This window comes from Rhodopseudomonas telluris (genome assembly GCF_042432815.1).
Classification (GTDB): Bacteria; Pseudomonadota; Alphaproteobacteria; order Rhizobiales; family Xanthobacteraceae; genus Rhodopseudomonas; species Rhodopseudomonas telluris.
This window is the reverse complement of the sequence record NZ_JBHLWM010000003.1, coordinates 303,772-324,789: the sequence shown is the minus strand read 5'-3', so window position 1 is coordinate 324,789 and position 21,018 is coordinate 303,772. Positions and strand designations below refer to the sequence as shown.

Annotated in this window: 17 protein-coding genes and 1 tRNA gene; 12 read left to right on the top strand and 6 right to left on the bottom strand. The window is 65.5% G+C overall.

What is annotated here, in order from left to right; all coding sequences use genetic code 11:
- The first annotated feature begins 164 nt into the window (after positions 1-164).
- Together ACFFJ6_RS08260 and ACFFJ6_RS08255 are read left to right on the top strand one after the other, a co-directional pair.
- Positions 165-1,778 carry a phosphoenolpyruvate carboxykinase gene (locus tag ACFFJ6_RS08260; protein ID WP_378386354.1) on the top strand — a complete coding sequence of 538 codons (1,614 nt, stop codon included), beginning with the start codon at positions 165-167 and terminating at the stop codon, positions 1,776-1,778.
- A gap of 265 nt (positions 1,779-2,043) precedes the next feature.
- Positions 2,044-2,406, top strand: a complete 363-nt coding sequence (locus ACFFJ6_RS08255; RefSeq protein WP_378386352.1) for a hypothetical protein — start codon at positions 2,044-2,046, stop codon at positions 2,404-2,406.
- Positions 2,407-2,745: 339 nt separating this feature from the next.
- Here ACFFJ6_RS08255 and rpoH read toward each other — a convergent pair whose 3' ends face one another.
- Both rpoH and ACFFJ6_RS08245 read right to left on the bottom strand, forming a co-directional pair.
- Positions 2,746-3,645, bottom strand: a complete 900-nt coding sequence (gene rpoH, locus ACFFJ6_RS08250; RefSeq protein ID WP_054160903.1) for an RNA polymerase sigma factor RpoH — start codon at positions 3,643-3,645, stop codon at positions 2,746-2,748.
- Between the two features lie 220 nt (positions 3,646-3,865).
- Positions 3,866-4,840: an RluA family pseudouridine synthase gene (locus ACFFJ6_RS08245; protein WP_378387035.1), complete on the bottom strand. Its 975-nt coding sequence runs from the start codon at positions 4,838-4,840 to the stop codon at positions 3,866-3,868.
- A gap of 71 nt (positions 4,841-4,911) precedes the next feature.
- Between ACFFJ6_RS08245 and ACFFJ6_RS08240 the strand changes: the two genes are divergently transcribed.
- The 3 genes from ACFFJ6_RS08240 (at position 4,912) to ACFFJ6_RS08230 (ending at position 6,744) form a co-directional block, all read left to right on the top strand.
- A complete protein-coding gene (locus ACFFJ6_RS08240) occupies positions 4,912-5,247 on the top strand; it encodes a hypothetical protein (protein ID WP_378386349.1) in 336 nt (111 codons plus the stop codon).
- A 346-nt stretch (positions 5,248-5,593) separates the two neighbouring features.
- Positions 5,594-5,668 (top strand) — tRNA-Glu (locus ACFFJ6_RS08235).
- 176 nt (positions 5,669-5,844) lie between these two features.
- On the top strand, positions 5,845-6,744 hold the full coding sequence (locus tag ACFFJ6_RS08230) for an LAPAL motif-containing putative phage structural protein (protein ID WP_378386347.1): 900 nt from the start codon (positions 5,845-5,847) through the stop codon (positions 6,742-6,744).
- Here ACFFJ6_RS08230 and ACFFJ6_RS08225 read toward each other — a convergent pair.
- Positions 6,739-9,291, bottom strand: a complete 2,553-nt coding sequence (locus ACFFJ6_RS08225) for a sensor domain-containing protein (RefSeq protein WP_378386345.1) — start codon at positions 9,289-9,291, stop codon at positions 6,739-6,741. The two genes, ACFFJ6_RS08230 and ACFFJ6_RS08225, sit on opposite strands and share 6 nt — an antisense overlap.
- 424 nt (positions 9,292-9,715) lie before the next feature.
- A complete protein-coding gene (gene megL, locus ACFFJ6_RS08220) occupies positions 9,716-10,915 on the bottom strand; it encodes a methionine gamma-lyase (protein ID WP_378386343.1) in 1,200 nt (399 codons plus the stop codon).
- Between the two features lie 110 nt (positions 10,916-11,025).
- Between megL and ACFFJ6_RS08215 the strand changes: the two genes are divergently transcribed.
- Positions 11,026-11,508, top strand: coding sequence for an Lrp/AsnC family transcriptional regulator (locus ACFFJ6_RS08215; protein ID WP_378386341.1), 483 nt, complete (start codon positions 11,026-11,028; stop codon positions 11,506-11,508).
- Here the strand turns inward: ACFFJ6_RS08215 and trxC are convergent, their stop codons facing one another.
- Together trxC and ACFFJ6_RS08205 are read right to left on the bottom strand one after the other, a co-directional pair.
- Complete coding sequence (trxC, locus tag ACFFJ6_RS08210) at positions 11,509-11,946, bottom strand: thioredoxin TrxC (RefSeq protein ID WP_378386339.1); 438 nt, start codon at positions 11,944-11,946, stop codon at positions 11,509-11,511.
- Between the two features lie 91 nt (positions 11,947-12,037).
- Positions 12,038-12,259: a ChaB family protein gene (locus tag ACFFJ6_RS08205; RefSeq protein ID WP_378386337.1), complete on the bottom strand. Its 222-nt coding sequence runs from the start codon at positions 12,257-12,259 to the stop codon at positions 12,038-12,040.
- Between the two features lie 236 nt (positions 12,260-12,495).
- On the opposite strand from ACFFJ6_RS08205, the gene ACFFJ6_RS08200 reads away from it, so the two are divergent.
- From ACFFJ6_RS08200 to glgA, 6 genes are all read left to right on the top strand, one after another.
- Positions 12,496-13,227, top strand: a complete 732-nt coding sequence (locus tag ACFFJ6_RS08200) for a protein-L-isoaspartate(D-aspartate) O-methyltransferase (protein WP_378386334.1) — start codon at positions 12,496-12,498, stop codon at positions 13,225-13,227.
- Positions 13,228-13,363: 136 nt separating this feature from the next.
- Positions 13,364-14,188, top strand: a complete 825-nt coding sequence (locus ACFFJ6_RS08195; RefSeq protein WP_378386332.1) for a universal stress protein — start codon at positions 13,364-13,366, stop codon at positions 14,186-14,188.
- Positions 14,189-14,592: 404 nt separating this feature from the next.
- Complete coding sequence (locus ACFFJ6_RS08190) at positions 14,593-15,531, top strand: 1-phosphofructokinase family hexose kinase (RefSeq protein ID WP_378386330.1); 939 nt, start codon at positions 14,593-14,595, stop codon at positions 15,529-15,531.
- Between the two features lie 124 nt (positions 15,532-15,655).
- Positions 15,656-17,971 carry an FdhF/YdeP family oxidoreductase gene (locus ACFFJ6_RS08185; RefSeq protein WP_378386328.1) on the top strand — a complete coding sequence of 772 codons (2,316 nt, stop codon included), beginning with the start codon at positions 15,656-15,658 and terminating at the stop codon, positions 17,969-17,971.
- A gap of 297 nt (positions 17,972-18,268) precedes the next feature.
- Positions 18,269-19,531, top strand: a complete 1,263-nt coding sequence (gene glgC, locus ACFFJ6_RS08180; protein WP_378386325.1) for a glucose-1-phosphate adenylyltransferase — start codon at positions 18,269-18,271, stop codon at positions 19,529-19,531.
- Complete coding sequence (gene glgA, locus ACFFJ6_RS08175; protein WP_378386323.1) at positions 19,528-20,976, top strand: glycogen synthase GlgA; 1,449 nt, start codon at positions 19,528-19,530, stop codon at positions 20,974-20,976. Before glgC ends, glgA begins: the two co-directional genes overlap by 4 nt.
- The last annotated feature ends 42 nt before the right edge of the window (positions 20,977-21,018 follow it).

Genomic DNA, 21,018 nt, shown 5'->3' with positions numbered 1-21,018 from the left:
CGGCGGTAAACGAAATACTGCCGCCCGGCTTGGCAACGCCATCGTTCGCCACTATTTAGTCGCGCCACTGGACCCAGCCGGTATATATTGGCGTCACCGCGGGCTGAAGCGCATTGGCGGCAATCGCGCGACCGGGACAACGCGGACTCGAGGAGGATCTATTCGTGCAAGAGACGGGCGTGCATAACGGTGCTCATGGCGCCGACAAATTCGGGCTTAAAAATCTCAAGGGCGTGTACTGGAATTTCGGCGCGCCGCAGCTCTATGAGCATGCGCTGAAGAACGGCGAAGCCGTGCTGTCCGCCGATGGTGCGCTGTGCGCCGACACCGGCGTGTTCACCGGCCGCAGCCCGAAGGACAAGTTCACCGTCCGCGACGCAACCACCGAAAACACCATGTGGTGGGGTGGTAATCAGTCGATCACGGCCGATCAGTTCGAGACGTTGTATCAGGACTTCCTGAAGCACGCCGAAGGCATGACGCTGTTCGCGCAGGACCTCTACGGCGGCGCCGATCCGTCGTTCCAGATCAAGACCCGCGTTTTCACCGAACTCGCCTGGCACTCGCTGTTCATCCGCACCCTGCTGCGCCGTCCCGATCGCGCCGATCTGTCCTCCTTCGTCCCCGAACTCACCATCATCGACCTGCCGAGCTTCCGCGCCGATCCGAAGCGCCACGGCTGCCGCTCCGAGAACGTCGTCGCGATCGACTTCGCCCGCAAGATCGTGCTGATCGGTGGTACGCAGTACGCCGGCGAAATGAAGAAGAGCGTGTTCACCACGCTGAACTACTACCTGCCCGAGAAGGGCGTGATGCCGATGCACTGCTCGGCCAACGTCGGCCCGAACGGCGACACCGCGATCTTCTTCGGCCTGTCCGGCACCGGCAAGACCACGCTGTCGGCCGATCCGAACCGCACCCTGATCGGCGACGACGAGCACGGCTGGGGCAAGGACGGCGTCTTCAACTTCGAAGGCGGCTGCTACGCCAAGTGCATCAAGCTGTCGCCGGAAGCCGAGCCCGAGATCTTCGCGGCCTCCAACATGTTCGGCGCGGTGCTCGAGAACGTCGTGCTCGACGAAGTTACCCGCAAGCCGGACTTCGACGACGGCTCCAAGACCGAGAACACCCGCTCGGCCTATCCGCTGGAATCGATCCCGAACGCCTCGCGCACCGGCCGCGCCGGCCAGCCGAAGAACGTGGTGATGCTCGCCGCCGACGCGTTCGGCGTGATGCCGCCGATCGCCAAGCTGACCCCGGCGCAGGCGATGTATCACTTCCTGTCGGGCTACACCGCCAAGGTCGCCGGCACCGAGCGCGGTGTCACCGAGCCGACCCCGGAATTCTCGACCTGCTTCGGCTCGCCGTTCCTGCCGCGCGATCCGTCGGTGTACGGCAACATGCTGCGCGAGCTGATCGCCAAGCACGGCGTCGACTGCTGGCTGGTCAACACCGGCTGGACCGGCGGCATCTACGGCACCGGCCACCGCATGCCGATCAAGGTCACCCGCGCACTGCTGACCGCGGCGCTGGACGGCTCGCTGCGCAACGTCGAATTCCGCACCGATCCGTATTTCGGCTTCGCGGTCCCGACCGCGCTGCCGGGCGTGCCGAGCGAGATCCTCGACCCGATCAAGACCTGGGCCGACAAGGCGGCGTTCGACACCACCGCCCGCAAGCTGGTCGGCATGTTCCAGAAGAACTTCGCCAAGTTCGAAGCGCAGGTCGACGCCGAAGTCCGCGCCGCCGCGCCGGACGTCAAGCTGGCCGCCGAGTAAGCGCTTCGGCACTGAGCAGATTTGAATGAGGGCGGCCGCGAGGCCGCCCTTTTCGTTTGGACTCATCTCACAAGGTCGTCATGCCCGGGCTTGACCCGGGCATCCATCGTCCGCGCAAGCGGGCCAAAGGGGGCCGCGCTTTTCCGAAGTGATGGATTGCCGGGTCAAGCCCGGCAATGACGGCCAACAGCCAAACCTTAACGCCATCTTAACTGCCGCGGGTGTCGAGTACGCCCAGCTGTAGCTGGGAGACTGGAGGCAGGCGATGGCTGATATCATGAGCGCGCTCTCGTCCGGCTACACCTCCGCGGCGCTGCAGACGCCGTCGAAGACCAAATACGTCAATGTCGATCCGACGCTCTATCAGGGCACCTGGACCGGCACCTATTCGAACACCAAGAAGTTCGCGATCACCGTCAACGACGTGGAAGGCTTCCGCGCGCAGGTGAAGTATCAGAGCGAAGGCACGGTCAAGTATCAGAGCGTGCTGATCAAGGACGGCGCGTTCCGGATCGGCGACACCAAGTTCACGCTCGGCAAAGGCGACAACGCCTCGATCCGCACCGTCGTCACCGACCCGGCCACCGGCCAGACCCAGCTGGTCACCGGCAACGCCAAGCGAAGCTGAGGCGCGGCGAGCAGCTCAGGCGGCCAGCGCCGGCGCTTTGCCGCAGACCGATAGCAACACAGCCTCTCCACAATGCATTGACTCCTCATCCTGAGGAGCCTGGCGAAGCCAGGCGTCTCGAAGGATGAGGCCACGCAATGCTAACGTAAGGGCCTGGGGCCCATGGTTCGAGACGGCGCTGCGCGCCTCCTCACCATGAGGTCGTGGGCGCGACGAGCGTTCGCTTCTCACGCGGATCACGAGCGGGCAAGCTGAGCGTCCCGATCGCCCAAACAAAAACCCCGCCGGTGAGGGCGGGGTTCGTCGTCTGTCGGCCGGCGTGATGTCGGGATGCCGTTGTTAGTGCGCGGCTTCGAGCGCGGCCTGTTCCTGGCGGGCGATCGTGCCCTTCACGGCGCTCTGCACCTTCTCGAAGGCTCGCACCTCGATCTGGCGCACGCGCTCGCGCGACACGCCGAACTCGGCGGCGAGGTCTTCCAGCGTCATCGGCTCGTCGGCGAGGCGACGGGCCTCGAAGATCCGCCGTTCGCGCGGATTGAGCACACCGATCGCGCCGGTCAGGGCACGGCGGCGATGATCGAGCTCTTCGTGCTCGGCCATCACGGCTTCCTGGTTGGGCGACTGATCGACCAGCCAGTCCTGCCATTCGCCGGGCTCGCCGTCGTCGCGGATCGGAGCGTTGAGCGACGCGTCGCCGCCGAGGCGGCGGTTCATATCGATCACGTCCTGCTCGGCGACGCCGAGGCGGGTGGCGATCAGCTTGACCTGGTCGGGGTGCATATCACCCTCGTCCAGCGCCGAGATCTTGCTCTTCGCCTTGCGCAGATTGAAGAACAGCTTCTTCTGGTTCGCGGTGGTGCCCATCTTCACGAGCGACCACGAACGCAGAATGTACTCTTGAATCGACGCCTTGATCCACCACATCGCGTAGGTGGCGAGGCGGAAGCCCTTATCGGGCTCGAACCGCTTCACCGCCTGCATCAGGCCGACATTGCCTTCCGAAACGACTTCGGAGATCGGCAGGCCGTAGCCGCGATAGCCCATGGCGATCTTCGCCACGAGCCGAAGGTGGCTGGTCACGAGCTGATGCGCGGCATCGCGATCATCGTGTTCGCGCCAGCGCTTGGCGAACATGTATTCCTGCTCGGGCTCGAGCATCGGGAACTTGCGGATTTCCGCGAGGTACCGAGCGAGACCGGATTCACCGTTGAGAACGGGTAACGTAGCTGCACGGGCCATTCAGCGCCCTCCAGTGGTTTCAAGCCCCCGATCCGCGGGCGGCTTGGCAGACGGGTCGCTCTCCTAAAGCCGGCCGGCCTGCGATGTTCCGCGTTGAGCCATCCCAACGCACCTGCAATATACACGAGATTAGTCGTGCGAGTTTAGTTACGGTCTTGTCACTTGACTGTGACGTATAAACAACGCTCTGAAATGCTTACCGTTTTCTGACAAAACTGCGTCATTCCGTCGCCGACAGGCCGGCTTTCAGGCGGCTCAAATCGGCCGGGAGGGCAGATTGCCATTCCATCACCTCGCCGGTGGATGGGTGCTCCAGCACCAGTAGATAGGCGTGCAGCGCCTGCCGCCCAAGATCGGTCAGGGCGGCGCGGCCCTCCTGGCTGAGCTGGCTGGCCTTGGTCTTGAAATGCGGGCCATAGACCTCGTCGCCGAGCAGCGGATGGCCGAGATGCGCCAGATGCACGCGGATCTGGTGGGTGCGGCCGGTCTCGAGCTGGCAGGCGATCATCGACACCACCTCGCCGCCGCTGCGGCCCGTATAGGTCTCCAGCACCTCCCAGTGGGTGATCGCCTCGCGGCCGCCGTCGCGCACCGCCATCTTCTCGCGGGCGTAGGGGTGGCGGTCGATCGGCGCCTCGATGGTGCCGCGGGCGCGGCTCGGCACGCCCCAGATGAAGGCGTAATAGCCGCGGCGGAGTTCCCCGGTGCGGCCATGGTCGGCGAACTGGGCGCTGAGCGACTGGTGCGCCTTGTCATTCTTGGCCACCACCATCAGCCCGGTGGTGTCCTTGTCGAGCCGGTGGACGATGCCGGGCCGCCGCACCCCGCCGATCCCGGACAGCGACGCGCCGCAATGCGCGATCAGCGCGTTGACCAGGGTTCCGGTCTCGTGGCCGGCGGCCGGGTGCACCACCAGGCCGCGCGGCTTGTCGATGACGATCAGGTCGTCGTCCTCATAGACGATATCGAGCGCGATCGCCTCGCCGGCCGGCTCCGGCGCCACCGGCGGCGGCACGTCGATTGTGATCGTCTCGCCAGGGCTTGCGTGATAAGCGGGGTCGCGGACGGGGCTGCCCGCGATCGCGACCCGGCCGTCGAGGATCAGGGCTTTCAGCCGCGACCGGGACAGCGCCGGGCAGCGCGTGGCCAGCACCCGGTCGAGCCGCGGCGAGCCTTCGTCGCCGGCCACGACCACTTCGAGCAGATGTTCGGACGACAGATTCACAATCGCGCTTTCTTCAACCGCCTGAAAAATCAGAGCTTTGCATGACCGACACCGCCTTGCCCGAACCCTCCCCCGAACAGGCCGCGCTGTTTGCGCGGGTGCGGCGGATGATGCTGATCGCGGGCCTGACCACGACTGTGGCCGTAGCGGCGGTCCTGATCGCCATCGGCTATAAGCTTTTCCGCGCCGAGGGAAGCGCCCCGGTGGCGGCCGAGACCACGTTGCGGCTGCCCAAGGGCGCCCGCGTCGTCTCCACCGCGGTCGCCGGCGACCGCGTCGTCGTCACCCTGGACATCGCCGGCGCCACCGAAATCCGCACCTTCGACGCCAAGACCATGAAGCCGGCCGGCCGGCTGACGTTCGCGAACGAGCCGTAAGGGCTGGCGCACCGCCGCCTCTGGGCCGGTCCTACAGGCGCCGACCTCGTCCGGCGGCAAGAGCTTTGGCCGTGAGCAGACACAGGCCGATCCAGAAGCACACCTCGTCCTGAGGAGCCCAGGCGAAGCCGGGGCGTCTCGAAGGACGAGCACCCCGCTTTTGACCGCTGCGCCGCCCTCCCCAAAGTCGTCATGGCCGGGCTTGACCCGGCCATCCACGGCCACACGAACGGCTGTTGTTGTGAGAGATGGATGCCCGGGTCGAGCCCGGGCATGACCGGGTTCGGAAAACGCAGTCCGCGATCTTGCAGCCGCGCCGTTTCGCGGCTATTGGTCTGCCCCTCACGCTCCCTTCGTCTAGCGGTTAGGACGCGGCCCTCTCAAGGCTGAAACAGGGGTTCGATTCCCCTAGGGAGCGCCAGATTTTCTCACCAACGAAGGCAGCCTCAATTTTTTCCAGAGGGTCGGTTGGCTTTCGCGGATTTTCCGCAAACGTTTAGATCTTAGCGCATCTGCCCTGACTAATGTCGCGATAGATGCATTGGCGCGTTTCGAGTTCTTATCCCAGCGCTAATTCATTAGATATTCGGATATTCAATGACATTAGAAATTTCGTACGAAAGTAGCGGCGAAGAAATCCTTCTATACTTTGACACCAAGGGCGCGGGTCTGAACTCTCAGACCTTTGGCAATGCGCTTATTCATTTCGATGAGCTCTGCCGCGCAATAGATGCTGTCGTCAATCCAAATCGCGAAATTGAAGTTGATTTCGTTCGCTCGGATCAAGGCAGCATTCGAGCGATATTCCGTGTGGTCGCGAAGGATACAAGGTCGCTTCTATCTGCACCTGTGACGATGTTGATCATGCCATTCCTACTCGGCATCCTTGTAAATCGAGTAACATCTGACTCCGTAAATATTGTGGTGAATGACAGTTCTTACATCGTGGAATACGGCAATGAGCGTGTGGTTCTGCCCAAATCGTCCGAGATCGTCAGTAAGCGGGCCGAGCGAGATCCTTCGGTAAGTCAAACTCTTCGTAATTTCTTTGTCAGCGTCGACAGTGATCCTGACGTCAAGGCGGTCGATTTTCGATCGCCTCGCGCTCCGGATAAGCCCGTCATTCCGATAACGCGCGACAAGTTTGCTGTCCTGCGAGACGCCCCTGATATCGAGCTTATCGATCATCCCCAAGATCGAGAAGTCTCACACCATAAAGTGCCGATGACGGTGCTAACTGCGGTCCTTGAGAAGTCCAAGCGAAAATGGCAATTCTTGTGGGCCGGACAGAAAGTCTATGCGGATATTCGCGATGACGAGTTCTTTGAAAAGCTCGCTAACCATGAATACGAATTTGGACAAGGCGATGTGCTGACTGTCGACCTGGTGGTGTCTCAGCGATTGAACGAAATAGTGGGTGCCTACGAAAATGTTTCGTTTCACGTGACGAAAGTTCACGATCACGCGCGCGGTCCTAAGCAAGGCACGCTCTTATAAATCTACGCCTGTCTGCGCCAGCCCGCTCAATGCGCTCTCTTTCAAATTCTTCTCTTCCTCGGGCGAAGCTAAAGTCTTGATCCGTTGTCGATCGATCCGTGCCGCGCGTATTGGACGAGATCGTGGGTCTCGTTTCGGCTCAATCCCCGCCGCCACCCCCGGCGCCTCATCCGCCGCGACAGGCTTCGAGAACACGTAGCCCTGCACGAAGTCGCAATCGAACTCCGTGAGCAGGTCGACCTCTTCGGCCAGTTCGGCGCCTTCCGCCACGACGCTCATGCCGAGGCCGTGGGACAGCGCGATGATGCCGCCGAGCAGTTTGCGTTTTTCGGGCACGGTGGCAATGCCGTCGACGAAGGTGCGGTCGATCTTCAGGCAGTTGAACGGCAGGCGCGTCAGATAGCCGAGCGACGAATAGCCAGAGCCGAAATCGTCGAGGGCGAGCTGGATACCCAGCTTCGACAACGCCGCAAGCGTATGACTGACCTTCTGCTTGGTGTGATCGACGAACAGGCTTTCGGTCAGCTCCAGGCAGAGCAGCTCCGGCGGCAGGCCGGTTTCGGCGAGGACGGTCGACACGACCTTCTCGAAATCGCCGTTCCAGATCTGCGCCGGGGAGACGTTCACCGAGATGGTCCGCGCCGGCAATCCGGCATCCATCCACGCGCGCATCTGCCGGCAGGCATCGCGCAGCACCCAATGGCCGAGATCGACGATCAGGCCGGTGCTTTCCGCGATCGGAATGAACTCCGACGGCGGGATCGGCCCGCGCTCGGGATGGCTCCAGCGTAGCAGCGCCTCGAAGCCGATGACACGGCCGGTCTTGAGATCGATCTGCGGCTGGTAGTGCGTGGTGAGGTCGCCGCTCTCGACGGCGCGGCGCAGGCGCCGGCCGAGGTCCAGCTTCTGATCGACCGCCTCGGCGTAGATCGGCTCGAACAGCTGCGCCCGGCCGCGTCCGGCCTCTTTGGCCATGTAGAGCGCAAGGTCGGCGTTGCGCGAGGCCTTCTCCGCGGTTGCGCCATGCTCGGGCAGGATGGCGATGCCGATGGTGGCGCCGATACACGCCTCGCCCTCGGCGAGATCGACCGGGACCGACAGCTTGGCGATCAACTGATCGGCAAGCGCGATCGCCGCCTCGGCGGACGTGCCTGGGCTGTTGGTCAGCACCGCGAATTCGTCGCCGCCGATCCGGGCGATGAAGGCTTGCGGATCGAGCTGTTGCCGCAGCACGCGCGCAACATGAATCAGCAAGTTGTCGCCGGTGGAGTGCCCCAGCGAATCGTTGACCTCCTTGAAGCGATCGAGATCGATCAGGAACAGCGCGTTGCGGTCGTCGGGCGACAGCGGAGTCTCGAACAGGCTGGCGAGCCGGCGCTTGAACAGCGCGCGATTGGCGAGGCCCGTCAGCGGATCCGTATAGGCGAGCTGCTCGAGCCTGCGCTCGGCCTCCTTGCGATCGGTGACGTCCTGGGCGGTGCCGATCAGGCCGACGATCTTGCCGTTGACGACCTCCGCCTTGCAGATAATCGCCAGATCGCGCGGCGTGCCGTCGGCGTGACGGATGCGGATGTCGGTGGCTTCCGTGTTGCCGCCGCGAAGCACGCGGCCCTGCAGCTTCAGAAGACGTTTGGCGTCGTCGTCGAGAAAATAGGACGTCGTGTTATCATAGGTCGGCGCGAACGCGTCGCGCTCCAGGCCGAGCAGCTGATACAGCTCGGGCGACCAGACGGTTCGCCCGATCTCCACCCGGTGATGCCAGGTCCCGATCTTGCCGAGCTGATGCGCTTCTTCCAGCGCGCGCGTGCGCTGGTCGAGCAAGGCGCGTGCGGCCTCGAGCTGGGTGATGTCGCTCGCCGTGCCGCGATAGCCCAGGAATGTCCCGTCGTCGGCGAAGATCGGCTTGCCGCTGGTGTTGATGCAGATCCGCGAGCCATCATTGCCGATCGAGGTGTAGATGAAATCACGGAACGGGCGATGGGCTTCCATGTCGGCCCGGTGCAGCGCCATGGCGTCCGCGTCCTCGGGCGCATAGGACAGCTCCCAGCGCGCCTTTCCGCCGGACGCCACGGTTTGCAGGGCGTCATTGCCATCGAGTGATTTGGGATAGGGCAGCAGCCGATGGTCGGGGCCGCTCTCCCAGCACCAGTCCGACGCGGTGCTGACGAAGTCCGCCAGACGCTGTTCGCTCTCGGCTAACAGGCGTAGCGCGGACGTCTCCGGCGTGATGTCCCGGATGATACCGAAGACCCGCTGAACCTGACCGTTCGAGTCGAACTCCGGCTCCCCGTGCACGACGCAATCGAGCTGACTGCCATCGGCCTTGAGAAGCTTGGCCTCGACCGCAAAGGGCCGCCCCTCGGTCCAGCACGCCAAGTACTGCGCCAGCAGAACATCGCGGCCCTCGGCCAGCTGACGGTCGCGCACCGCGGCGATCGGAATCGCCCCGTCGACCGTTTCGAAATCGTAGAGCGACGCGAACTCGGGCGACATCCAGAACTCGGTCGCGGCGGCGCTGTACGTCTCCCAATAGGCGATGCGCGCCATCCGCATCGCTCGGCGGAGCGACCACTCCTGATGCCATCCCCGCGCTTCTCGCGGGTATGACTGCCGTAACGATGCTCCACGAACGGCCATCTTCCCCCGACCAAGACGAGCGCACACTCTGGTATGATCGTAACATGAGCCGGTGGGGCGGCAGAGCAGCAACTTTCAATGCGGCAAAAGCGCTCTGCATCGTGGTATAATTTGAGTGAACCTCACTGGGACGAACGGCGTGGAACCGCGCGCCTCGGCAGCGTGTCACGCCCTCGATGAGCGCGTGACAGGTCGTCGGGTGAGCCTTGTAAGGTGTGCCCTTTTGCACTCTCCGGACGACAGCGAACATCGACGCGGCGATCACGCCGCTGATCACCTGCGCGACGGCCGGTTTTCTTGCAGTGTGCGGCGCCGATCGCCTAAGCCGATGCTGTTACTTCGCGGCGGCGCCCAGCGCTCCGAGCAAATCCTGGCGCAGATCCTCATAGTCTTCCAGCCCCACCGAAAGCCGGATCAGCCCGTCGGTGAATCCGTGCCGGGCGCGTTCGGCTGGATCGTAGGTGGCGTGGGTCATGCTGGCGGGATGTTGGATCAGCGTCTCGGCGTCGCCGAGGCTGACGGCGCGGGTGGCGAGCTTGACGTTGTCCATGAAGCTGCGGCCGGCCGCGAGGCCGCCCTTGAGTTCGAGCGCGATCATGCCGCCGGGCTGGCGCATCTGCTGCTGCGCGAGCTTACGCTGCGGGTGGCTGTCGAGGCCGGGGTAGTACACGGCAGCGACGGCGGGGTGGGCCTGCAGATCGTGCGCGAGCCTTGTGGCGGTGGCGCTGTGGCGGTCCATGCGCAGGTTCAGCGTCTTCAGCCCGCGCAGAATCAGGAAGGCGTCGAACGCCGAGATGCAGGCGCCGTTCAGCTCCTTGACGCCGACGAAGCGGAGCTGATCGATGACCTCCTTCGGCCCCACCACCGCGCCGGCCAGCAGATCGCCGTGGCCGCCGAGATATTTGGTGGCCGAATGGGTGACGAGATCGGCGCCGAGCGCCAGCGGCTGCTGCAGGTACGGCGTGCAATACGTGTTGTCGACGACGAGGCGCACGTCGGCGCGGCGGCAGATCTCGGCGCAGGTCGCGATGTCGACCAGCCGCATGTTCGGATTGGTCGGGGTCTCGGTGAACACCAGCCTGGTGTTGGGCCGTAGCGCGGCCTGCAGATTGGCCGGATCGGTGAGGTCCGCAAAGGTCACCTCGATGCCGAACCGCGGCAGATGGTGCTCGAACAGCCCGAAGGTGCAGCCGTACAGCATCTGGTCGGCGACGAGGTGGTCGCCGGCTTTCAGCAGCGTCCAGATCAGCGCCGTCAGGGCACCGACGCCCGACGCGGTGGCGAGCGCGGCCTCGCCGCCCTCCAGCGCCGCCAGCCGACTCTCCAGCACCGCCACGGTCGGATTGCCGACCCGCGAATAGACGAAGCCCTCGGCCTCGCCGGCGAACCGCGCCGCGCCCTCGGCGGCGCTGGCGAACGCGTAGGTCGAGGTCAGGAACACCGGCGGGTTCAACGCGCCGTGATGCGCCAGCGGGTCGTAGCCGTGGTGGATCGCGATGGTGGCAAAGCCGGGCGAGCGGGCGGATTCGGTCATGGCGGGGGCTCCTGTGAGGCCAGTATGGCCCGAAACCCACCGCCAAACTTGCCAATCATGCTATCAGTGACGTACGAATTAGCAATCTTCATCACTTTGCTGCGCAGCAAATGCTCGATCCTGCCAAAATCGCCCTCGATGCGATCGATATGAGAATCTTGGCCGAACTGCAGGCCGACGCTCGGATTCCCAATATTGTGCTGGCCGAGAAGGTCGGGCTGTCGCCGTCGCCGTGTTCGCGACGGGTCAAGCTGCTGGAGCAGGCCGGCGTGCTGGCGAGCTACCGGGCGCTGATCGACCGCGCCGCGGTCGGGCTGGCGGTGACGGCATTCGCGTTCATCCGGGTCGAGCGGCATTCCCGCGACAATGCCGAGAGCTTCATCGCCGCAGTGCAGACCATGCCGGAGGTGATCGCCTGCCATCTGGTGTCGGGCGACAGCGACTTCCTGCTCGAAGTGGTGGTGCCGGATATCGCCAGCTACGAGGCGACCGTGCTGCGCGGCCTGCTGGCGCTGCCGACGGTGCGCGACATCCGCACCTCGTTCGCGATGCGCAGCTACAAGCTCAGCGGGCCGTTGCCGCTGCCGGCGTGATCACGCCGGCAGGTGCTGCCGCACCCAGCGCACGATCTCGCCCGCCGGCATCGCGCCGGAGGTGCGGGCGCGCTCGCGGCCGTTCTCGAACAGGATCATGGTCGGGATGCCGCTGATGCCGAGCCGGGCGGCGATCGGCTGATTGGCGTCGGAATTCAGCTTGATCAGGCGAACGTTCGGTTCCAGCTCGCGCGCGGCTGACTCGTAGGCCGGCGCCATCGCCTGGCACGGCCCGCACCACGGTGCCCAGACGTCGACCAGCACCGGCACGCTGCTACGCGACACCTGCTTGTCGAACTGATCGCCGCCGACATCGGCCGGATGGCCTTCGAACAGCTTGTTTCCACACTTGCCGCATTTCCCGCTCAGCGCCGAGCGCTGCTCCGGCAGCCGGTTGACGCCGCCGCAATGCGTGCACACCACGAGATGGTCGGACATGATCGGGGCCTCCTCGCTCAGTTATCTAGGCGTTCGCCGCGTCATTGCGAGCCGGCTGATGCTGGGGCACGACGCCGATAAAGCCGCATGATCACTTCGGCGGCTTGGCCACCCAGTTTTCGCCCTGCTTGCGATACTGCTTCTTCACCGCCGCCCAGGCGACGCGGTGGGCGGTGGTCTCCTGCTCGTCGGGAGCGCGATTCTGGTACTCGGCGAAGGCGTTGTTGAACGCCGCGACGTAAATCTCCTGCGCGTGCAGCGGCAGGCGCACCTGCAGCGGCGGCGGCAGATCGTCGGTCGAACTGTACGGCATGTCGCTCCCTTTGTTGCCTCGAACGCATGCCGGCGCCGCTGACGTTCGCGGCGGCCGGCGCGTTGGCGGACCAATGTGGCCGAAAGCTCGCTCCCGAATGCGGCAGCGGCGCGTCGCCGGAGTGGCCGTCGCAGCGCCGTCCTTGATGCGGATCAAATCCACCGCGCGCCTCGGTTCTAGGATCATGGCCAGTTCGAGCGGGGTGGGACAGTGGCCGGCGATCAGGGAGGGTGCGGATGGCATCTCCGGAGTCTCGGCATTCAACGGGCCGCGCCCCGAACGATTTCGCTGCGCAGCGCGCCCGCATGGTCGACGAGCAGATCCGTGCCCGTGGCGTGCGCGACCCCCTCGTGCTGGCATCGATCGCCAAGGTGCCGCGCGAAGTCTTCGTGCCGGATCTGACACGTGCGCATGCCTATGACGATTCGCCTCTGCCGATCGGCAGCGACCAGACCATCTCACAGCCCTACATCGTCGCGGTCATGATCGCGGCCCTGACTCTCAAGGGCGGCGAGCGCGTCCTGGATGTCGGCACCGGCTCCGGCTATGCGGCGGCGGTGCTGGCCGGAATCGCCAGCGAAGTGATCAGCATCGAGCGCCTGGCGCCCCTGGCCGAGCGTGCCCGCGCGACCCTCGCGTCACTCGGCATTCGCAACGTCGAGGTGCGGCAGGGGGACGGCAGTCGTGGCTGTCCCGAGCATGCGCCCTACGACGCGATCGTGGTGGCGGCCGGCGGGCCGCAGGTGCCGGAGTCGCTGAAGGCGCAGCTCGCGGTCGGCGGCCGGCTGGTGATGCCTGTCGGTACCGATCAGCTGGCCCAGAAACTGCTGCGCGTCACGCGCGCGTCCGAAACCGAGCTCTCCGTCGAGACCCTCACCGACGTTCGCTTCGTGCCGCTGATCGGCGCCGAAGGCTGGGGCGCGGCGGATCGCAACGACGCCGCGCCGATCCGCACGAGGCGCACATGAGCGCTGCACCGGCGCGACATCGCGAGCCGGCCGGAGCCGCGCTGCCAGTGCTATACGGTCCCGGCGCGCCGTGCCGGGCAGACTTCTTTCCCACGGCGGCCGCGCCGCCCATCGATCACCTTCAAGGGGACGTACCATGATCAAGGATCTCATCGTCAATCTCGAACAGAGCGCGTCGCGGGATCGGGTCGTCGATGTCGCACTGGCGATCGCGCGGACCTTCGATGCGCACGTCTCGGGCGTCTGCTTCGCTTATGATTCGATGCCGAGCTTCACGATGCCGGACTTTCCGTCCGAGGTGCTGACCAAGATGCTGGCCGCCAACGAGGCGGCGGCACGCGGCGCGGTCGAGCGCTTCGAGGCCGCCTGCAAGCGCGAGGGCGTATCGGCCGAGCATCATCTGCTGGAGACGCCCTACGGCACGTCCGGCCGCTTCCCCAAGATGGCGCGCCGGTTCGATCTGTCGGTGGTCATGCAGTCGGATCCGGAGAACGGCGACAACGAGGTGCTGATCGAGCAGGTGCTGTTCGATTCCGGCCGCCCGGTGCTGATCGTGCCCTACATCCAGAAAGATGCGGTCAAGCTCGACCGGGTGGTGTGCTGCTGGGACGGCAGCCGCGCCGCCACCCGTGCCATCAACGACGCGCGGCCGTTCCTGCGCCGCGCCGCCGCCGTCGAATTGCTGATCGTGCGCGACCACAAGGTGCGCGACGAGAACGAGCTGCGCGGCATCGAGATGGCCAATCACCTCGCCCGCCATGGCATCAAGCTCGACATCAAGGTGATCACCGCGCCGGACGTCAGCGTCTCCGGCACCATCCTGTCGCACGTCGCCGACACGGCCGCCGACCTGCTGGTGATGGGCGGCTACGGCCATTCGCGCCTGCGCGAATTCGTGCTCGGCGGCGTCACGCGCGAGATGCTGGCGTCGATGACCGTGCCGGTGGTGATGTCGCACTGAGGCGGGGAACGTTCGGCAGCGCATAAGCACGTCACGTTGCGGTAGTCGCAGATCGCATCGCTGCCACCGCAACGCCTCCGCCGTCATCCTGAGGCGCCGCCGCGCAGCGGCGGCCTCGAAGGATGAGTCGCACGCACTTTCGCCGCATCCTTCGAGGCTCGCTGCGCTCGCGCCTCAGGATGACGACTCAGTCGTGCAGCACGAGAAATAGTTAGCAGGGCCTGCTGCGACATTGCGGCACGTAGCCGGTTGACGCGCGTCAACGGCAGAACGGCGGTCACCCGCCAGACTCGGATCTGGTGCCGAGCCGGCACCCCGCGTTTGCCTGCCTTCACGTCCTTCGTCGGTCCCGACGTCCCACCCTGAACTCCCCCCACGCACGCCAGACTTGGAGACTGCCCGCGATGGTCGACATCGTCACCCTCACGCCCAATCCTGCGATCGACCTGTCGACCTCGGTCGAGCGCATGGTGCCCAGCCGCAAGCTGCGCTGTGCCGCGCAGCAGCGCGATCCGGGCGGCGGGGGCATCAATGTGGCGCGGGTGGTGAAGCGGTTCGGCGGCGACGTCGAGGCGATCTATCCGGCCGGCGGCTTCACCGGCCGGCTGCTGCGCTCGCTGCTCGACCGCGAGCAGATTCCGAGCCGCGTCGTCGAATCCGAGGCCGAGACCCGCGAGGATTTCTCCGTCACCGAGGCCGCGACCGGCCAGCAGTTCCGCTTCGTGCTGCCCGGCCTGCCGCTTGCCGAGGGCGAATGGCGAGGCCTGCTGGAAATCCTCGGCGGCACCGATCCGGCGCCGAGGATCGTGGTCGGCAGCGGCAGCCTGCCTCCCGGCGTGCCGACGGACTTCTATGCGCAGGCCGCCGCGGTGGCGAAGCGGATCGGCGCCAAATTCTTTCTCGACACCTCCGGCGCGCCGCTGGTCGCTGCGCTGGCGCATGGTGTCACGCTGATCAAGCCGAACCTGCGCGAGATGCAGGAACTGGCGGGCCGGCCGCTCGAAAGCGATCAGGACTACGTGGCCGCCGCGCGGCAGCAGATCGAGGCCGGCAAGGTCGAGATCGTGGCGCTGTCGCTCGGTCATCTCGGAGCCCTGCTGGTGACCCGCGACGAGGCGCTGCGCTCGCCGGCGCTGCCGGTCGCCCAGGTCTCGACCGTCGGGGCCGGCGACAGCTTCCTCGGCGCGATCGCCTTCAGCCTGGCGCAGGGCCTGCCGGTCGAAGACGGCTTCCGCCGCGCGCTGGCGTCCGGCTCGGCCTCGCTCACCATGCACGGCACCGAATTGTGTCGCCCGGCGGACGTCGAGCGGCTGTGCCGGGAGGTGGTGATCCAGCGGCTCTGAGGTGACGGCCGCGTGACGTGGTTGCGCTCACAATGCGCGGAGCGGGGGGCGGTCATTTCGGAACTGTTGCCGGAACGGCCTGTTGTGGGTGGGACGGCGCTGACTGCGCCCACAGGAGCGCAGCATGGCCCAGGACGACACCCGGATTCGCGAAGCCGATCTTCCCGACACCGCCGACCAGACGGTCGAATATGACGGCCCGGCCGGCGGCTGGGGCTCGCTGCAGGGCATCGCGCAGATCTTCGGCAAGGAGTGGAGCACGCCGACCGCGATCGAGACCCTGATGCGGCAGAACAAGCCGAAAGGCTTCATGTGCGTATCGTGCTCCTGGGCCAAGCCGGCCGATCATCACACCGTCGAGTTCTGCGAGAACGGCGCCAAGGCGACGCTGTGGGAGCTCACCACCGCGCGCTGCACGCCGGAGTTCTTCGCCGAGCACACCGTCACCGAGCTGAGCGGCTGGGCCGATTACGACCTCGAAATGCAGGGCCGGCTGACCGAGCCGATGCGCTACGACGCGGCGACTGATCACTACGTGCGCTGCACTTGGGACGAGGCGTTTCAGGCGATCGGCGAGCACCTGCAGGCGATCGATCCGAAATCGGCGATCTTCTACGCCTCCGGTCGCGCCAGCCTGGAGACGTCGTATCTCTACGCGCTGTTCGCGCGGCTGTACGGCCACAACAATCTGCCCGACAGCTCCAACATGTGCCACGAGACCACTTCGGTGGCGCTCAAGAAGCTGATCGGCGTCGGCGTCGGCACGGTGGTGTTCGACGATCTCGCGAAATGCGACGCGCTGTTCTTCTTCGGCCAGAACCCCGGCACCAACAGCCCGCGTTTCCTGCATCCGCTGCAGGAGGCCGTGCAGCGCGGCGCCAAGATCGTGACGTTCAACCCGGTCCGCGAGCGGGCGCTGGAAAGCTTCGTCAATCCGCAGAGCCCGACCCAGATGCTGACCGGCAAGGAAACGGCGATCAGCAGCCAGTATCACCAGCTCAAGGTCGGCGGCGACATCGCCGCGCTGCTGGGCATGTGCAAGCACGTGTTCGCCGCGGATGATGCCGCCAAGGCGAGCGGCGGCAAGCGCGTGCTCGATGTCGATTTCATCGCCGCGCATACGCATGGGCTCGATGCGTTCGAAGCCAAGGTCCGCGCCACTTCCTGGGAGCAGATCGAAACGGAGTCGGGACTGACCCGGGCGGCGATCGAAGCCGCGGCTGATGTGTACATCCAGGCCGAACGCGTGATCGGCGTTTACGGCATGGGGCTGACCCAGCACGTCCACGGCTTCGACAACATCTCGATGCTGCTCAACTTGCTGCTGCTCCGCGGGAATATCGGCCGCGAGGGCGCCGGCATCTCGCCGGTGCGCGGCCATTCCAACGTGCAGGGCCAGCGCACCGTCGGCATTTCGGAAAAGCCCGAGCTGGTGCCGCTCGACAAGATGGCGCAGCAATTCGGCTTCGAGCCGCCGCGCGACAAGGGCATGAACACCGTCGAGGCCTGCCACGGCCTGCTGGAAGGCAAGGTCAAGGCGTTCATCGGGCTCGGCGGCAATTTCATCCGCGCGATCCCGGATCAGCCGGTGCTGGAGAAGGCGTGGACGCGGATGCAGCTCACCGTGCAGATCGCTACCAAGCTCAATCGCAGCCATCTGGTGAACGGCCAGGCCGCCTATCTGCTGCCGTGCCTCGGCCGCACCGAACAGGACATCCAGGCGAGCGGCCCACAGGCCGTGACGATGGAAGATACCTTCAGCTGCATTCAGGGCTCGATCGGGCTGCGTCAGCCGGCCAGCGAGCATCTGCGCTCGGAGCTGGCGATCATCGCCGGCATCGCCAAGGCGACGCTCCCGGCCAATCCGAAGGTGAAGTGGGACGAATGGGTCGGCGATTACGGCAAGGTGCGCGACCTGATCGAAGAGAGCTATCCGGAGATGTTCCACGATTTCAACGCGCGGATGTTCACGCCCGGCGGCTTCTACAAGGGCAATGACGCGCGCGAGCGGATCTGGAAGACGCCAAGCGGCAAGGCCGAGTTCAACACGCCCAAGATGGTCAATTCGATCGGCTTCGACGATGCGCCGGGTCGCTTCCGGCTGCTGACGATGCGCTCAAACGATCAGTTCAACACCACGATCTACGGCATGAGCGACCGGCTGCGCGGCATCGAAGGCCGGCGCGACGTGCTGCTGATCAATCCGGACGATATCGCCCGCGCCGGCCTCAGCGACGGTCAGATGGTCTGGCTCGAAGCCGACGCCGCCGACGGGCTGCACCGCGAGGTCGGGCCGCTCAAGGTGACGCCGTTCCGGCTGCCCGACGGCTGTCTCGGCGGTTATTACCCGGAGATGAACCCGCTGATCGCGCTGACGCATCACGACCAGGAATCGAAAACGCCGGCCAACAAATCCGTGCCGGTACGGATTCGGCCCTGAGCTCCACGCGACAGCAATGCCGTCATCGGAAGTTCACTTGCCTCGATCGATCGTCTGAGATGATTCGGCGCAAACGGTTGCTCGTCGAATCATGCCATGCCGGTCTTCAATGAAATCCTTTGAAGGGGTGTCGGCGGAAATGTCATTTCGCCGCGCTCTCCCGCATCGCGCGGCATTGCCACGCTTCCCGGTGTCCGCCAAACTGTGGCATTGCCGAGGGTGCGCCCTGGCGGGCAACCGGATGCGGGTCACGCCTGAACCGGAACGCCCGCTCTGGGCGGCATAATGAGAGGCTTCATGAGTCAAGGTGTCACTGCTCCGTTCGCCCGCCACGCCATGGCCTATGTGCTGGCAGGAGGGCGCGGCAGCCGGCTGATGGAGCTGACCGACTGGCGCGCCAAGCCGGCGGTGTATTTCGGCGGCAAGTCCCGAATCATCGATTTCGCGCTGTCGAACGCGTTGAATTCCGGCATCCGCCGTATCGCGGTGGCGACGCAGTACAAGGCGCACAGCCTGATCCGGCATCTGCAGCGTGGCTGGAACTTCTTCCGCCCGGAGCGTAACGAGAGCTTCGACATCCTGCCGGCGAGCCAGCGCGTCTCGGACGACATGTGGTATCGAGGCACGGCTGACGCTGTCTATCAGAACATCGACATCATCGAGAGCTACGATCCGAAGTTCATCGTGCTGCTGGCCGGCGACCACGTCTACAAGATGGACTACGAGAAGATGCTGCAGCAGCACGTCGAGCAGGGCGCCGACGTGACGGTGGGCTGCCTCGAGGTCGATCGCAGCGAGGCCCACGCCTTCGGCGTGATGCATGTCGACACCGCCGACGTCATCAAATCGTTCCTGGAGAAGCCGTCCGATCCGCCGGCGATGCCCGGCAAGCCGGACAAGTCGCTCGCCAGCATGGGCATCTACGTCTTCGACACCAAGTTCCTGCTCGACGAACTGCGCCGCGACGCCGCCGATCCGAATTCGTCGCACGATTTCGGCAAGGACATCATCCCCTACATCGTCAAGCACGGCAAAGCGGTCGCCCATCATTTCGACAAGTCCTGCCGCCGCTCCAGCTCGGAAGCCACCAGCTACTGGCGCGACGTCGGCACCGTGGATGCGTATTGGTCCGCCAATATCGACCTTACCGACATCGTGCCGCAGCTCGATCTGTACGATCGCGAGTGGCCGATCTGGACCTATGGCGAGATCACGCCGCCGGCGAAATTCGTTCACGACAAGGATGGGCGCCGCGGCGAAGCGGTGTCGTCGCTGGTGTCGGGCGGCTGCATCATCTCGGGCGCGTCGCTGCGCCACACGCTGCTGTTCACCGGCGTTCGGGTGCACTCCTACTCACATGTCGAAGGCGCGGTGATCCTGCCCTATGCCGACATCGCCCGGTCGTGCAGGCTGAAGAACGTGGTGGTCGATGCGGAGGTCAAGCTGCCGCCCGGCCTGGTGGTCGGCGAAGATCCCGAGCTCGACGCCAAGCGGTTCAGGCGCACCGATAACGGCATCTGTCTGATTACCCGCGCCATGATCGAGAAGCTCGACCAATGACATCCCTGACGGCGCTGTCGATCGCGTCGGAAATCTTTCCGCTGATCAAGACCGGCGGTCTCGCCGACGTCACCGGTGCATTGCCCACGGCGCTGAAGCCGCACGGCATCGCGATGCGCACGCTGATTCCGGGCTATCCGGCGGTGCTCGGCGGCATCGAGAATCCGCAGCCGGTGCACAGCTTCACCGATCTGTTCGGCAGCAGTGCGCGGCTGCTGTCGGCGCGCTGCGAGGAGCTGGAGCTGCTAGTGCTCGACGCGCCGCATCTCTATGTGCGTCCCGGCAATCCCTATGTGGGGCCGGACGCCAAGGACTGGCCCGACAACGCATTCCGCTTCGCCGCGCTGGCGCAGGTCGGCGCGCGGATCGGACAGGGGCTGCTGCCGGGCTTCGTGCCGGATGTGCTGCACGCCCATGACTGGCAGGCCGGATTGCTGCCGGCCTATCTGCGCTACAGCGACCGGCCGGGGCCGAAGAGCGTCTTCACCATCCATAATCTCGCGTATCAGGGCCGGTTCGAGCGCGACCTGCTCGCCCCGCTCGGGCTGCCGGAGCGCGCCTTCAGCCTCGACGGCGTCGAATATTGGGGCGGCATCGGCTTCCTCAAGGCGGGGCTGCAACTCGCCGACCGGATCACCACGGTGTCGCCGACCTACGCGCAGGAAATCCAAAACAGCGAAGCCGGCATGGGGCTGGAAGGCCTGCTGCGGCTGCGGGCCGACTGCCTCAGCGGGATCCTCAACGGGGTCGACACCAAGGTCTGGGACCCGGCCGCCGACGAGCTGATTACCGCGACCTACGACCTGGAAACGATCGGTGCCCGTGCCCGTAACAAGCAGGCGCTGCAGACGCGGTTCGGGCTGAAGACCGACCCGGGCGCGCTGCTGCTCGGCGTCGTCAGCCGGCTGTCGTGGCAGAAGGGCCTCGACATCCTGCTCGAGGTGCTGCCGGGCCTGCTGGCCGAGGGCACCCAGCTGGCGCTGCTCGGCTCCGGCGACGCGCCGCTCGAAGAGGGATTCCGCGCCGCCGCGCTGGCGCATCCGGGGCAGGTCGGTGCGGTGATCGGCTACGACGAAGCGCTGGCGCATCAGATCCAGGCCGGCGCCGACGTGCTGCTGGTGCCGTCACGTTTCGAGCCCTGCGGCCTGACCCAGCTGTGCGCGCTGCGCTACGGCGCGGTGCCGGTGGTGGCGCGGGTCGGCGGCCTGGCCGATACGGTGGTGGACGCCAACCAGATGGCGATCGCCACCGGTGTGGCGACCGGCGTTCAGTTCTCACCGGTGACGGCGGAAATGCTGGCCGCCGCGCTGACCAAAACCCGCGCGCTCTACGCCGACCACACCACCTGGCGCAATCTGCAGATCAACGGCATGACCACGGATGTGTCGTGGAAGAATCCGGCGCAGCACTACGCGAAACTGTATCGCGAGCTGGTGGACACGTGACACCAAGTACGTCATTCCGGGGCGCCGCGTAGCGGCGAACCC